Annotated in this window: 19 protein-coding genes; 2 read left to right on the top strand and 17 right to left on the bottom strand. The window is 60.9% G+C overall.

Annotated elements, in window-relative coordinates; all coding sequences use genetic code 11:
- Positions 1–67 precede the first annotated feature (67 nt).
- Positions 68–418, top strand: coding sequence for a hypothetical protein (locus ACWHRL_RS14630; protein WP_447894249.1), 351 nt, complete (start codon positions 68–70; stop codon positions 416–418).
- A 244-nt stretch (positions 419–662) separates the two neighbouring features.
- On the opposite strand, the gene ACWHRL_RS14625 is transcribed toward ACWHRL_RS14630, so the two are convergent.
- The 7 genes from ACWHRL_RS14625 to ACWHRL_RS14595 are packed head-to-tail and all read right to left on the bottom strand — an operon-like array spanning position 663 to position 8,015.
- On the bottom strand, positions 663–1,628 hold the full coding sequence (locus tag ACWHRL_RS14625; RefSeq protein WP_447894248.1) for a contractile injection system protein, VgrG/Pvc8 family: 966 nt from the start codon (positions 1,626–1,628) through the stop codon (positions 663–665).
- Entirely contained in the window at positions 1,625–2,074 is a 450-nt protein-coding gene (locus ACWHRL_RS14620) for a phage tail protein (protein WP_447529824.1), read from the bottom strand. The genes ACWHRL_RS14625 and ACWHRL_RS14620 overlap by 4 nt, the downstream gene beginning before the upstream one ends.
- A gap of 11 nt (positions 2,075–2,085) precedes the next feature.
- A complete protein-coding gene (locus tag ACWHRL_RS14615; protein ID WP_447894247.1) occupies positions 2,086–5,745 on the bottom strand; it encodes a phage tail tape measure protein in 3,660 nt (1,219 codons plus the stop codon).
- Positions 5,746–5,753: 8 nt separating this feature from the next.
- Positions 5,754–5,894, bottom strand: a complete 141-nt coding sequence (locus ACWHRL_RS14610; RefSeq protein ID WP_447529822.1) for a GpE family phage tail protein — start codon at positions 5,892–5,894, stop codon at positions 5,754–5,756.
- Between the two features lie 26 nt (positions 5,895–5,920).
- Positions 5,921–6,265, bottom strand: a complete 345-nt coding sequence (locus tag ACWHRL_RS14605) for a phage tail assembly protein (protein ID WP_447894246.1) — start codon at positions 6,263–6,265, stop codon at positions 5,921–5,923.
- Between the two features lie 55 nt (positions 6,266–6,320).
- Positions 6,321–6,830: a phage major tail tube protein gene (locus ACWHRL_RS14600; protein ID WP_447894245.1), complete on the bottom strand. Its 510-nt coding sequence runs from the start codon at positions 6,828–6,830 to the stop codon at positions 6,321–6,323.
- 15 nt (positions 6,831–6,845) lie between these two features.
- A complete protein-coding gene (locus tag ACWHRL_RS14595) occupies positions 6,846–8,015 on the bottom strand; it encodes a phage tail sheath protein (protein WP_447894244.1) in 1,170 nt (389 codons plus the stop codon).
- A gap of 145 nt (positions 8,016–8,160) precedes the next feature.
- On the opposite strand from ACWHRL_RS14595, the gene ACWHRL_RS14590 reads away from it, so the two are divergent.
- Positions 8,161–8,535, top strand: coding sequence for a hypothetical protein (locus ACWHRL_RS14590; protein WP_447894243.1), 375 nt, complete (start codon positions 8,161–8,163; stop codon positions 8,533–8,535).
- Positions 8,536–8,597: 62 nt separating this feature from the next.
- On the opposite strand, the gene ACWHRL_RS14585 is transcribed toward ACWHRL_RS14590, so the two are convergent.
- From ACWHRL_RS14585 to ACWHRL_RS14540, 10 genes are read right to left on the bottom strand one after another with little or no spacing between them, the layout of a single operon-like run.
- Complete coding sequence (locus tag ACWHRL_RS14585; protein WP_447894242.1) at positions 8,598–8,888, bottom strand: hypothetical protein; 291 nt, start codon at positions 8,886–8,888, stop codon at positions 8,598–8,600.
- Positions 8,885–9,364: a hypothetical protein gene (locus tag ACWHRL_RS14580; RefSeq protein ID WP_447894241.1), complete on the bottom strand. Its 480-nt coding sequence runs from the start codon at positions 9,362–9,364 to the stop codon at positions 8,885–8,887. The genes ACWHRL_RS14585 and ACWHRL_RS14580 overlap by 4 nt, the downstream gene beginning before the upstream one ends.
- A gap of 10 nt (positions 9,365–9,374) precedes the next feature.
- On the bottom strand, positions 9,375–10,208 hold the full coding sequence (locus ACWHRL_RS14575) for a hypothetical protein (RefSeq protein WP_447894240.1): 834 nt from the start codon (positions 10,206–10,208) through the stop codon (positions 9,375–9,377).
- On the bottom strand, positions 10,205–10,570 hold the full coding sequence (locus ACWHRL_RS14570; RefSeq protein WP_447894239.1) for a hypothetical protein: 366 nt from the start codon (positions 10,568–10,570) through the stop codon (positions 10,205–10,207). The genes ACWHRL_RS14575 and ACWHRL_RS14570 overlap by 4 nt, the downstream gene beginning before the upstream one ends.
- On the bottom strand, positions 10,567–10,821 hold the full coding sequence (locus tag ACWHRL_RS14565; protein WP_447894238.1) for a hypothetical protein: 255 nt from the start codon (positions 10,819–10,821) through the stop codon (positions 10,567–10,569). Before ACWHRL_RS14565 ends, ACWHRL_RS14570 begins: the two co-directional genes overlap by 4 nt.
- Positions 10,814–11,173 (bottom strand): hypothetical protein, encoded by a 360-nt coding sequence (locus ACWHRL_RS14560; protein WP_447894237.1) that lies wholly within the window; start codon positions 11,171–11,173, stop codon positions 10,814–10,816. Before ACWHRL_RS14560 ends, ACWHRL_RS14565 begins: the two co-directional genes overlap by 8 nt.
- A complete protein-coding gene (locus tag ACWHRL_RS14555; RefSeq protein WP_447894236.1) occupies positions 11,170–11,697 on the bottom strand; it encodes a phage tail-collar fiber domain-containing protein in 528 nt (175 codons plus the stop codon). The genes ACWHRL_RS14560 and ACWHRL_RS14555 overlap by 4 nt, the downstream gene beginning before the upstream one ends.
- A complete protein-coding gene (locus ACWHRL_RS14550) occupies positions 11,694–12,620 on the bottom strand; it encodes a phage tail protein I (RefSeq protein ID WP_447894235.1) in 927 nt (308 codons plus the stop codon). Before ACWHRL_RS14550 ends, ACWHRL_RS14555 begins: the two co-directional genes overlap by 4 nt.
- Positions 12,617–13,516 (bottom strand): baseplate assembly protein, encoded by a 900-nt coding sequence (locus ACWHRL_RS14545; protein WP_447894234.1) that lies wholly within the window; start codon positions 13,514–13,516, stop codon positions 12,617–12,619. Before ACWHRL_RS14545 ends, ACWHRL_RS14550 begins: the two co-directional genes overlap by 4 nt.
- A complete protein-coding gene (locus ACWHRL_RS14540) occupies positions 13,513–13,851 on the bottom strand; it encodes a GPW/gp25 family protein (protein WP_447894233.1) in 339 nt (112 codons plus the stop codon). Before ACWHRL_RS14540 ends, ACWHRL_RS14545 begins: the two co-directional genes overlap by 4 nt.
- Position 13,852 lies beyond the last annotated feature (1 nt).

Genomic DNA, 13,852 nt, shown 5'->3' with positions numbered 1-13,852 from the left:
GACCCTGGGAACGCGAGAGGCAAATGCCAATGCCTGTCATTAACATGGGATAACAAAGGGCAGTAGCATGCGAGTGAATTACCTGGGGCCGGCCGTGGTGGGCGTGGAGCACCCGGCCGTAGCGGAAATGGACCGGCGCAAATTTTCAGCAAGCTGCTTTCTGGTCGAGGTGGGCGAGGATGCTGCTGACAATGGCCCCTGGATGGAGGGCGATGTGCTGGTGGTGGATGAGGCGCGCTCGTATGGCCACGCCGATTTAGTGGTCGCGGAAGTGGGCGGCGAGTATCGGTTATTCAAGACGCATCGGGTGGGCGAGCGCTGCCGGTTGTTGCCCGCTACCGGGGGCGAGGGGTGTTTTATCAATGCCGAGCAGTTTCGGGGGGTGGTGGTGAGGCAGGCGCGGTGTTGGGCGGTGTAGGTAATGTCCTACGATTTCTGGCGTTGATCGCTTACGGCAAAGTGGGCTTTGGTTTGCCAGGCTGTGAGTGTCGCCTTGAAGCACGCGGTTTACCGCCGGAAGATTGCGGCATTACCTTGACCAGGGAGGGCTGAGCCAAACGGACCTGGCTTATCTGTAGGGATTTGGATATTAAAACCCCGGCTACTGGATGGCCGGGGTTATTTTTTTGAAAGAGCTAAGTCGACATGGAGCCAGCATCCACTCACTGCGTCTCCATCCTAATACTGCACGTATAGCCACGGTCGTTGAGATCGTGGCGCACCTCATCAATGATCCAGGGCGTGGCGTCGATCTGTTCCTTAAACCCTACGGTGGTGACCGGGGTTTCGGGGTAGATGTCGGCGCGGCCTTCGGCGAGATCCAGCGTTAGCTCGGCGTGTTTGCGCTGCAGGCGCGTGAGCTCGGCGCTGGCTTCTTCCAGGGCTTCGCCTTCACTGGCGTAGGTGTGGCGTAGGCGCTTGGCGTTGTCGCTGTTTCCCACCAGCACTTCCTTGCGTTCCGCTTCGTCGAGATCCGACCAGTAGGCGATGACGCCGGTGAACTCTTCCCGATCCGCGATCAAATACCGGTGGGTATCGCCGACGCCGCGCTTGAGGGTGAGCATGGGTATCGGCGTGCCGCTAGCGGTGACGCCGCCGTTCATGGGCATGAAGAGCAAGTTTCCGTTTTTGGCCTGGCAGAGTGCATCAAACCGCTCGGCCAGGCGGTAGAGGAAGTGGAGGTCTGATTCGTCGGTCTGGTCGATGTGCTCGATGAATATTCCCGCCAGCGGGGCGGCGATGTTGGGGGCGAGGCCCAGCCGGCCGGCGGCGGTGGCCACGATCTCTTGCAGGGTTTTCTGGTGGTAGCTTTCGCAGCGTTTGGCCGGGTTGTCTTTGCGTAGGTCTGCGCTGCGGGCGCGGATGGTGAGTACGTCCGGCGCGCCGGAGTGTTCGACCTCGTCGACGGTGAACGAGCCGCGGTCGACCAGGGCTTCACCTTCCCAGCCCAGCGCGACGGTCAGGATTTTGCCGCGCGGGGGGATCGCCAGGCGGCCGTCGTGGTCCTCAAGTGTCAGCGTGAGTTCGTCGGTCGTCGTGCCGCGCTTGTCTGTGATGGTGAGGCTTTGAAGGCGGCCGGTGGCGGCCATGCCGCCGATGGAGTAAGCGGGGCGACGGGCGGGAATCATACGAGCCTCGGGACGGCGCGCATGGCCATACCGGCGAGCGGGCCGAGCATTGCCAAGAGGTTACCGTTATCGTCTTCTACCCGGTGCAGCACCATATCGAAGTCGATCTGCTGGGCGGCACCGTCGCGCATGAGTGCCACTTTGCGTTCCTTGAGGCTTTCGAGCACGTAGTAGCCGTAGTTTTTGCCAGTGCCCTCAATCAGCGGCCAAGCGTTGCCCTCGTTGGCCATGTCGCGTAGCTGGTCGAGGTGCGGCTGGCCGCCGGTGAATTGCGGGTGCAGGGTGCCGGTGAGCGTAATGGTGTCCTCGCCGGGGCCGAGAAACTGCCGGGCGGGCAGTAGGCCGACACGGCCCTGGGCTTCCTGCCGCCAGCGGGTTTGGCGTTCGAGTTCCTGGTAGGCGGCGGTGTCGAGGGAGAACACGAACATGCCGAAAATCATCATCATGGTGGGTTACCTCAATCAATGTCGTGGAAGGCGCTGCGGCGCGATGCCTGGGCGCGGCGCTCGGCGTCGCGTAGGGCGCGCTGTACTTCGGCGTTGACCAGGCGCGCGAGATCCTGTTCGTTCATGCCCGGGGCGGCGTGGATCTCGATGTTGATGCCGCCGTTGATGACGAGCCCGGCGCTGGGCTCGCTGGGGCGGCTTTGCAGCGGCGGGCGGGCGTCGATCTGGACGCCGCGGGTGTCGATTTGCAGCGGGTCGAATTGGGGGAGCTCGGGCCACTCGAATGACAAGGCGTCGAGGCTTGGTAGTTCGGGCCGCTGTATTTCAAGCGCGCCCAGCGTGGGTAGCGTTGGCCGCTCGATGTGCAAGGCGTCGAGCGCTGGTGTTTTGGGCGCGGCTACCTCGCTGTAGAGCTGGGGTAGTTCGGGCCGTTGAATCTCTAGCGCGCCCAAGCGGGGCAGGTCCGGCCGTTCGATTTGCAGCGCGTCCAGCGTGGGCGTTTGAGGCGTGGCCACTTCGCTGTAGAGGCGGGGCATGTCCGGCACCGGGGGCGGCGCTACGTCCAGTGCAATCGCTGGTGATGCAATTCCGGCGCTGAGCATCAAGCCGGTGGCCGCATCACGCATGTTGCTGGCCAAGCTGCGCACTTGCTTAACGGGGCCGTCTGCATCGGCCTCGATGCCTTTAGCCATGCCTTGCGAGACGAAGCCACCAATGGTGGCAAATACGCGGCTGGGCGAGTGGATATCCAACCAGCCGCGCACCGTATCGGTTACGCCGCTGGCTAGATTGGCGGCGCTTTCTGTGGCGCGATTGGCGCCGTCGCGGATGCCTTGTCCTAAACCTGCAGCGGTATCCTTCCCGAGCTGAATAGCACGGTTGGCACCATTGCTTAATGAGTCCAGCGCACTGCCCATGGCGTCTTGTACCCAGCCCGCGATATTGCCCGCCATGCCCATTACTTGATCCCGAAGTGCGCCGATCATGCTGCCGATGCCGTTGATCATTCCCTCAACAATATTGACGCCGAAGCCTTCAAACACGCGGCTCGGTGAGTTAATGCCGAGGATGCCCTTGAACCAATCCATCACGCCGGTGGCAATGCTGGTAATACGCTCGCGCAGGGCGCCCAGCTTTTCGGTTATGCCTCCGATCAGGCCATCGATGATGAAGCCGCCCAGACTGCGAAAACCGTCGGGGATCTGGATGCCGAGGGCGTCTAGCGTCGAGACGAACGCGGTGTGCAGCAGGCCGAGCGGTGACCAGTCGAGTAGCAGGCGCGTGACGCCGCTGATGCCTTCTCCGAAGGCGTCACGCAGGCGTTGGATGATACCGCCCACGGCATTTTTAACGCTTGACCACGCGCGGCTGATACCGCCAGCGTAGGCGCTAATGATTTGGCTGCCGAACTCGGAGAGCGTGCCGGGTAGCTCGATGCCCAGTAGGCCTAGAGCGGAGGACATGCCGCTGTAGAGCAGGCCAAACGGTGACCAGTCGGCCAGCAGCCGCGCGACACCGCCGATGCCTTCGCCGAATGCATCTTTGACGCGCTGCCAAAGGCCTTGGAAAAACCCTTTGATGGGCTCCCAATATTTGTAAATGACCAGGGCCGTGGCGGCGATGGCCAGAATGGCCCAGCCGATGGGGTTGGTGACCAGAAAGGCGGCGGTGGCCTTGAGCGCGCCGAGCAGCCCGACCGTGAGTGCGCGGCCGACGGTGAACAGCGCAGCGCCGGCGGTTTTAAGGATGGGCGCGAGGGCACCGGCTTTGATGCCCAGGGTGGCCAGCGCGAAGCGGGTAAAGAGCAGCGGGCTTAAAATGCTGGCGAACGTCATGGTGATAGCGCCGCCGATGGTGGCCAATGCGATCAGACCACCGACAACCTTCGCAATCGTGCCAGCCAGCTCGGGGTTGGCTTTGATCCAATCGCCGACGCCGCGGGTGATGGCGGTAATGCTTTGGATGAGCTCGCGTAGCGGGCCGTCGTTGGTGTCGGTGATCGAGATGCCGACTTCTTCCCATGCACTGCGTAGCTCTTTTAGATCCCCGCCGACGTTGTCGGTCATCGTGGCGGCCATGCGGGCGTTTTCGCCCATGTTGTCGCCCAGGGCGTTGAGGATCTCATCAAGCTGGCCACCGCCCATGGCATCGACCAGTTCCGCCATGCCGGAGCCCGCCTCGACACCGAATATGTCCTGCATGATGGCTTTGCGTTCGACGTTGCCTAGATCCGCTGTGGCCTGACTGATATCGCGCAGGATATCGGGCATGGCGCGCATGTTGCCGTTGGCGTCGGACACCTGAAGCCCGATGTTTTCGATGGCAGCAGCACCCTTGGCAGCGGGGTTCGTGAGCCGGTTCATCATGGCGCGCATGGTGGTACCGGCTTGGCTGCCTTGAACGCCGATGTTGCCGAGGATGCCCGACATGGCAGCCGCTTGTTCCATCGTCAACTTGAGGTCTTCGGCGCCGCCGAGGTACTTCATCGTCTCGCCGAGCATTTCCAGATTGACGTTCGCGCGGCTTGCGGTACCGGAGAGAATGTCCGCCACCCGGGCCATCGAGCCATCGGCTTCCATATCGACCTTGAAGGCGCCGGCGATGTTGGAGGCGATATCCGCCGCGCGGCCGAGCTCGGTGTTGTTGGCCAAGGCGAGATCGAGCACGTCGCGCATCGAGGCGCGGATCGCGTCGCTACTCATGCCCGCGCGCAAAAGAAACTCTTGGCCGCTGCCGACTTCCGTGGCACTAAAGGCGGTGCTGCCGCCTAAATCCCGGGATTGTTGGCGTAACGCCTGATAGCGTTCGTCGTCGGCATCGAAGCGGCCGACGGCTTGTAGCGTGCTCATCTGCTCGCCCCAGGCAACACCCGGGCGGAGTAAGCGGCTGGCGGCGTAGCCCTGGGCGATGCCGGTCCCGAACATGCCCATACCCACGCCCTGGGCGCGGGCGACTTTCGCCATGCCGTTCTGGTAGCGGTCGCGCGCCTCGGTTAGTCGCCGTTGGCGTTGGGCGACTTCGGAGAGGTGGCGTTTCTGTTCCTGCAGGGCGGTATTTAGCCGCTCTTCTTTTGTGCGTAGCTCTCGCGAACTTCGGCCGAGGTTGTCGGTGCTGATGCCTGCGTCATCGAGGCGCGTTTTTAGACCTCGGATGCGCTCTGTTTGGGTGGCGTGGTTTTGAGTGAGTCGTTTTACTTCCTCGCCTGCGCCCTTGGTGCGGTTGCGGTATTCGCGCAGCGTGCGGGCGGATCTATCGAACTCGACCTGCTGGCTTTGAAGGCGCCCACGGGCACGCTCGAGCGACTGTGACAGCTGGTCACTGGGCTGCTTGGTTTCGAGTAGTTGTTTGGCTAACCGATCATATTCACGACGGGCAACGGTTAGTCCCGATTTAATGCCGTTATGGGCTTCGCGCTGCTTGTCGAGCGCTTGGGTGTACTGCTGGTTACGCGAGCGGGCGTCGCGCATTGCGCGGGTGTTTTGCCGCTGGGCGGCGTTTGCTTTGCGGTAGCTGGAGAGGTCGCCTTGCTGCCGCTGGAGTTCTTTGAGCGAGCTTTGGGTCTCGCGCATTTCGCGGGCGGTTTTGCCCGCGCCTTCGCGCATTTTCTTTAACGGGCCGGTGACACGGTCCACGGCGTTGAGCATCACTTGCAGTCGTAGATTACGTGCCATCGGTTTTCCTATTTATTGCCAGGCTTGCCCTTGGGCTTGCTGCCTTCGTGACGCTTCCGGGCCCGTTCGCGCCATTCCATTAGCTCTTCAAGTTCCATGCCGTCCATGGCTTGGGGTTCCCAGTGGAAGACCATGGCCAAGTCGGCCATCGCGTCTTCTACAAATTCCGGCAGGCTTAGGCTTCGATGTCTTTGAATTTCTTTGGGGTTAAAAAACCGTTCAGCGCCGTGCCGAGCTGGACAAGGTCGACGATGTCCATGGTTTTGAGTTCGGCTTCTGTGAGTGCCGGGGTGGTGATGCGCGGCATGACTTTGGTAAGGGCGGCCACGTCGAGGTTCATGATGTCGACGAGCGAGACGCCGCGCATGCCGCCTGACATGGGCTTGCGCACGATGATCTCGGTCACGTCGTTTTTGCCACGCTTGAGCGGTGTTTCGAGCTCGACGGCTTCGGTGGGAACGCCCGGCGCGGCGGCTTGGGCTTGGGTCGCGTCGGTCTGGTTGTCGGTCTGTTGGGTCATTGTGGTGTCCTATTCAAGAATGGGGTAGGGCCGCCGAGGCGGCCGTGGGCGAGGGCTAAACGCCCAGGGCGGCGCGGCGCTCTGCCAAGCGATCGACACCGCGTACTTTGAAGATGAAGCCGGGGACGTCACGCTCGATGACGTCTTCGCCGTCGACGATGAGCTTGAAGTAGCTGAGTGAAGTGGTGACGCTGATCTGGTTGTTGTCGCCTTTGCTCGCGTCGCCCATGGAAATAGTCTTGTGGCGGCCGCGCATGACGATTTCCACCGGGATAATGTCGCCGTCTTCGTCCGACTCATAAGAGCCGGTCATGCGGAGCATCGCGGCGTCGTGGATGGGGCTGCCGTAGCTGTCGTAGATGTCGACGATCATGCCGCCGGCGGTCCACTCGAACTCTTGGAGCTCGTTGCCCTGGTCGACCTCGATGGGGCCTTCCATGCCGCCGCCCTCGTACTCGACCATGCGGCGCGCGAGTTCGGGTAACGTCAGTTCGGGGATCTGGCCTTGCCAGTTGTTGCCGTCGCCGAACAGGTTGAAGTCTTTGAGAATGTGGGGGAGTGCCATGGGGTTCTACTCCTGTCAGGCGTTGATGCGGTCGGCAAAATCGACGAGATACTGGTCTGTAATGCGCTGCTGCAACATGAGATTTTCGAGCGGCGGCACCGGGGTGTAGTCGTAGTCGATATACAACTTGCCGCTCTTGAGCACCTCTTTACTGTTCAGCTCCGGATCGAACCAGGCTTCGCCGCCCAAGATGTAGCCCTTGCGCGTCAATTCCCGGAACTTGGCGTTGATGCCTTCGATGATGTCGCGCACCAGGCTGGGGTGCATGGGCTTATCGACGGGCCAAAGATGGGCTTCGGCGATGGTATCTGCGAGTACCTGGGCGGTGCGGGTGTAGGACTCGAACGCAAACAAAGGATCTTCGGAGCACGTGCGCGAGCCCCAGAAGCGAAAGCCTGATTTGTTGATCAGCGTGGTGACGTCGGCGGCGTTTAAATAGCCCGCGTCGGTCGCTGGATCCTGGAGATCCCAGAACACATCGTGGGTAATGCCGGTGACGCTGTTCACGGGCATGTTGGAAAGCGTTTTATGCCAGCCGATGTCGTTATCAAGTTTTGCGCGATGGCCAAGGGCTTTGGCAACGGCGGAGAGCGGGCGGCTTTCTTGCGCGTTGACGTCGAAGTTCTGGAAGTCGGGCCAGATCACCATGGCTTCTCGCGCGCCAAAGTTTTCGCGGTACATCACCGCTTCTTCTTTCGTCTCGCAGCCGTGACCGGCGACGTAGGCGAAGGCGCGCAGCTGTTGGGCTATCGCGATTAGCGCACTGGCGACGTTTTCGTTGTCGAGTTCGGGCACGCCCAGAATGCGGGGTTTGACGCCGAACTGCTGCTCGGCGGCCAGTAGTGCCTGGATGCCGGTTTTACGGCCGTTGGTGACGGTGCCGATCAGATTGGCGGTGGTGGCGGCTTCGTCTTCGCCTTCGGCGACGCGGACGACGACGCAGACGGCGCGGGCTTCTTCGACGATGGCTCGCAGCGAGCGGGCGAGGGTGCCGCCGGTACCGGCGTCGCTGATCGCGCTGTAGATGTCGGTGATCAGCACCGGGGTATCAAGGGGGAATTTAGCGGCGACGGCATCGGTGGCGGTGGCCACCAGCCCGATCACCGCCGTGCTGACGGTTCGGATGGGCCGGGTGCCCTCGTTGATTTCGACGACGCGGACGCCGTGGTGGTAATCCTGGGCCATGTGCTTGGCTCCTGCGCAGGTTCATGCGAATAGGTAAAGCGCCATGGTGGGCGGGGTTCGCGCGGGAGGGTAGTGGCGGGCGTTGTGCGAGATGCTGCGGACAGTGCATAATCATTAAAATTCATTTAATTTAGGAGCGAAGCTTGTGAACGACCAGAGAATAGATAAAGAAGAGATTTTTTATAGGGGTGTTAAGTCTTTTAGCAAACTTTTCTTTGAAAGCGTAACTAGGCTTACTTTGACTGGTTTTTTAATACAGGTGGCCATAACTTCAGGGAGTGAAGTTATTCTTACTGTTGCTTTGTTTCTTGTCTTTTTGGTTATTTTGAATGTTGTTTTAGATCTAATGCTTCCGATTAGGAATATTCGTTCTCTATCTTTAAATAAAAAGCTCGGTTGGATTCCAGAGGTTGTTATTTTTGTTCTCGTTTTTAGTCCAATAATTATCTTCATACAGTATGTGGTTGTGGGGGGTATGGCAGAACTTTTCGAGTACTATGCAACTTTGGCTAATAGGTAAACCTTCGAAAGTGAAGCCCGCCGATAGGCGGGCTTTTACATTGTTAAATTCAAGCTATGGGGTTAATGCAGTAGTAGTGAAACAAGTAGACAAGCCAAAAGTGGTACCAATGCATCTAACACTGATTTCATTGTCCACCCTCGCCAAGCCCCCTCATACCAAGCCACCGGCATGGCTCGGCCCCACGACCAGCCACGCCGGTTTGCGACGCGGTATTCGTTCTGGGCGATCTCGCGGCCGAGGAATATCGCGACGGCGATAGCCCCGGCAGCCCAGACGTTGGCCCATACCAGCCATAGGGCGAGCTGGATTAGCACGGCGATCAAGGCGTGTTCGAGGTAGGAGCGTTTCATTGTGTGTCCTCTTGCGGCCGGTACTGTTTGAGCTGCTCGATCGCCTGATGCGCCGCTTCTTCTGCAGCCTCAATCGTCTCCGCCCGCTGCACTGCGGCTTTACCACCCAGACGCAACTTGCGGATCCCGCGGAGGGCGGTTTCCCATTGCTCGGCGGTGGCGATGATTGCCTTGGCGGCGGCTTCGGCCTTCACCTCGAACATGGTGATGTGGTCCTGCACGCTCGAGGGGATCGCTTTTGCGTCTTTGCCGTTGGCTAGCCAGTCTGTGGCTTCTTGTTTGGCGAGCAGGTATTCCTGGTCGATGTAGCTGCCGGGGCTGACGAAGGCGGCGCGTGCGCTGCCGGCGGCGGTGTCGATTTCATTACACAACTGATCTGCGTAAGCCTTCATTAATACCTGTTTGGGAATTTTTTCGTCGAGCGTATCAACGTTATAAAAAGTGTTGCCCTCAAAGCTAACTTTTTGGATGCGCATTTTAGATTCCTTAATCCAGGACGAGGTTGGTTAGAACATTGCGCTTGTCACTGTAATAGTTGACAAGATCGGACCAGGTAAGACCGCCTACTAAAGATGTCCTATAAACATCCAGCCTCAGAGTTCCAAAGCTGCTCCCTGTACGGCTTCTTACTAGCCTGCTATTGCCAGTAGTGTTTTTGAGCACTTCGACATCGCAGTCGGACAGGAATATATCGCGCCCCGTGTTGCCCGCAAAAACAGCCATGATGGGCATTTCGTTCAGCCTGATATGACAGTTATAAAAAAGAACTGACGTGCTGCTTTGGGCATCCAGAATTAAACCTGAGCGCACTTCCAATTTCTTGTTTTCCACGTTATCAACGTCAAAAAATGTGTCGACATCAATGCTCGAGAATAAAATACTTCCGTTACGGACCCCGAATCCAGCGCCATAATGAGCGTCGTTGAATGCACTGTATTTCGTTTGTTGCACTAGCTTGGGCTTCTCACCCGTACCATAACCGTACACAGCGATGCTGCCTGACTGAATAGAGACGCCAGTATCTTCTATGACATGGACCTGACCTCTTCGCAGATAGATACGGATGGTTCCTCCATTTACAGCTTCCCGGCCCACCTGCTTGATGGTTCGGAACGGTGATCTTTCGCTACCGTCTCCATTATCGTTTCCGCTAGAAGCATCGATGTAAAAATTCTGTTCTGAGTATTCTTTTATAGCTACCGGAACTGCCTTGGTAGCCTCATCGACTTTCTTATCAATCCCTTTCATCTTCCCAGCAATCTCGCTGGTCAGTTTATTAGCGGCGCTGACGAGTGCCGCGACTTGGCTTTCTAGGCTCATGGGGCCTCCTGGGTGCTGTTTTGAATAGTGGCGGCGCCCTGGCTAAAGGCGTCGGTTAATGCGGTGAGTGATTCACCAAGCTGATTTTCCAGCTCGTTTACCCTGGCCTTGGTGGCTTTCTTGGCCAGCTCTTCGGCGATGGTGGTGGCGAAATTTGGGTTATTGCCGAGCGCTTCGGCGATCTCGGCGAGGGTGTCGAGGGTTTCCGGCGCGCTGCCGATCAGCACTTGAATGCGCGCGTCGATCTGCTCGGTGGTGAGCACGTCGGTTTTGTTGGCTTTATTGCGCAACTTGCCGTCGATCACGCCGAGGGTGTGGGTCACTGCCTGGCGTAGGGCGATGAGGTTTTCATCGAAGCTCATTTTGTGGCGTCCTCCTGGGCGGCGATCATGCCGCCGTGGTAGCTGATGGCGTCGGTGAGCGCGGCTAACACGCTGTCGATTTGGTGGGTGGCTTTGCTGGCCTCTGCGACCTGGGCGAGAGTCTCAGCCGATAGCGTGCCTGGCGGGCCTTGGGTACCGTGGCTGATGATCTGAAAGCGTGGCGGCGCGGGCAGGTGAACAGTGACCGAGCGCGCAGGCATGGTGACGGTGAGGCGAGTCGCGTTAGCCATGAATCACCCCCGGCGTTAGCTGGAAGTGGCCGCGCAGCAGGCTGTACACATCACCGGATGGAAACGTGATGCGCAGCTCGTACCGTGCGCCGGACCAGCCCGGCGATACGGCACCGGCCGTTTGCTCGGGGCGGATATGGACGTTGATGCCGCCGCGCTCGTGCTCTAGCTCGATGCCGTTACCGGTTTCACACGTCAGCAGCGGGGCGCCCTGAGTGGTGGCCACCACGAACACGGCCTCGCAGCCTGCGAGATCCACCGGCGTAGCGGCGGCGTCTTCGTTGGCCCAGGCGGCGCTAAAGCGGTAGGTGGTGCCGGCCACCAGGCTGATCGTGGGGGCCTGGGTACTCATGCGCGGTTCTCGAGCTCTTGCACGCGAAACAGCAGGTCCACTTGGCGTGCCATGTTGTCCACGATTGCCGCCGCGTTGGCGGTGTACTGTTCGCCCCAGGCCGCCAGTGACAGGTTCGCGCCGGTCCCCTCGACCGTGACGGACTCAGCGGGCAGGGCGTCCAAGCGCAGGTCGAAGGCAAGCAGCAAGGGCACCGCGTTGGAGATATAAGCCAATGGGTTGGCATCGGACCAGACCGCTAACAGCGTGCCGTCTTCAAGAAAGAACCCGACTTCGTGCACCCAAAATTCCGGCCCCTCGCCGTCGATGACGCCGGTGAGGTGAATCTGGTGGTCGCTGACCCGCTCGCCGTCGGCAATGCTGACGCGCCGGCGTTCGTTGACCAGCTTGAATTCGTTTTTGCCGGGGGTGCGGGCGTTGTCGCCGATGGCGATGTGGGTGATCCGAGCGGCCAGGCCGTCGTTTTCGGCATTGAACACGGCGGCGAGGCCCGCGGTGGTGATGACGGGTACAAGAGCGGTCATGTGGTGCTCTCCATTGTGTGATGAGTAACGGCAAAGCCCCGGCAGGTCGCGGCGATCGGCAGCGCTACCGCCGGTAGATGTGCCTGAGCCACTGACTCGGGGAGGACGATGCCGGGGGCGTTGGCCATGAGCCGCCGGGTCACGGCCAAGCCGTGATAGGCGCCGACCAGGGCAAGCCGGGCCGGTGACAGCGTGGCGTCCGTTGTGGGCTGTGCTGGGCGGCGGGTCAGCGCAGCGGCGTGATGGCTTGCCGTGACGGTTATACCGGCGGCCACTTCCAGCACTGGTTGAACGGGGTGCGTCTGCGCCCGGGAGAAGGCCGCGGGGTGCAGGTCGCTGGCGGTGGCCATGCCCGCCGCCAGTTCGAGCGGCGGCTGGGTGAGCCGGGCGTCGTTGCGGGCGAGCCCGGCGGCGCTCTGGGCATTGGCTACACCAACGGGGGTGGGGCCGAACTGGGCGGACAGCGAAAAATCGTAATGGCTGCGCAGGTTCTTGGCGCTTTGAATGGCGTGGTGAATTTGCGTGTAAAACGCACCGCTGAGCTGGCTGGCCATATCGCGGTTATCGTTCAGGTGCAGCCGGGCGCGGAAGGTGCCGGGCTGGGCGGTCGGTTTCTGCTCGAACCACTCGGTCAGCGTGACGTTAAGGCCCATGGCCGCCAGCGCTTTTTCCACCGCAAGACGAGTGCCCTTGATGCGGTGCACCGCGAAGCTTTCGGCAATGACGCGGCGCTTGGTGGCCTCAGGCCAGTCGGCTTCCCATACGTCGACCGAAAACGCCCAGGCGAGGAAAGGCAGTAGTTCCGCCGGGCAGGTGGCCGGGTCATAGAGCGTGCGCAGCGGTACCGGCAGGGCGAGCGGGTGCGATGCGGCAACGCGCGCCTCGAGCTGGCTGCGGTTGGGCGGTAGTAGGTGCGTGGTCATGGCAGGCGCTCCGTACTCAGATGGATGCCGGTGCAGCGGGGCGCCTGACTGGGCGCGCTGCGCAGATCCTGCCAAGCGTGGAGCGTGACGTTTTCGACGCCCTGTACCGTGAGCGCGGCGCTGATGCCGGAACGGGTGACCCAGCCGCCCAGGCGGTACCGGGCATCGACGTAAACGCTCAGTTCGTTGCGGGCTTCCTTGGTGACGAGCTCGGCATCGGGACCGGAGCGCAGTGTCAGCGTGGCGTTGACGGCGTAGTCGACGCGCTCAGCGGGCTGTAGGGTGAGCCGGTCGGTCAGGGGGCGATATGGCTCCAGGTAGTCGCGCACAGTGTCGAGCAGCTCGGGCGTGGCGATGCCGTCGTTCTGGCGAGATAGCACGGTGAGCACGACGTCGACCGGCGCGGGGCTTTCCACCGCGACGTCGCGCACGTCCGGGTGAGCGGCGGCGGCGTGGAATTGGTAGGCGCCTACCGGCCCGGCCACCGATAACCCTTCGAACGCGAGTTGAATACGGGCGCGAAAGGCGCGGTCGCTTTCGAACGTGGGCGGTATCGGCGGCACTTCTTTGGGGTCGCCGGGGTCGAGCATCAAGCGGGTTACTTGGAAGTTTGCGCCGAGCTGATCGAGATCCGCGCCGCCGGCGTAGGCGAGCATGACGGCGCGGGCGGCGTCGTTGATGCGCTCGCGCAGTAGCAGTTCGCGGTAAGCATTCTCTTGCAATAGCTTGGTCAGCGGCTCGCTTTCAAGTGCGAGTGTGGCCGCGAGATCGTCGCGCTCATCAAGGGGCGTGAGTTCGAATAGCCGCGCTTTTCGCTCGCTGAGAAGCGCCTCGTAATCCAGCGGCTCGATGACGTCCGGCGGGGTGATCTGAGAGAGATCTATCGGCGTGCTCATGAGAACGGCACCTCTACATGAAGGCGCTGGCCATCATGGGTCTGGGCGTCGATCCCAAGTAGGGCGCGGCCGTGTTGAGCAGTGTCGACTTGGCGGTTCACGCGCAGCACGCGCACTCGGGGTTCCCAGCGGGTAATGGCCATGACTGTGGCGGAGTACGCCTGTAGCAAGGTGGTGTCGTTCAGCGGCTGGTCGATCAGCTCGGGCAGCAGCGAGCCGTATTCGCGGCGCATCACGCGGGTGCCGATGGGCGTGGTGAGAATGTCGCGGATGCTTTGCTGAATATGAGCCAAGCCGTTCACTCGGTGGCCGTTGTCGGTGCGCATACCGGTCATG

Source organism: Vreelandella sp. GE22 (assembly GCF_968212445.1).
This window is presented reverse-complemented; position numbering and strand designations above follow the sequence as displayed.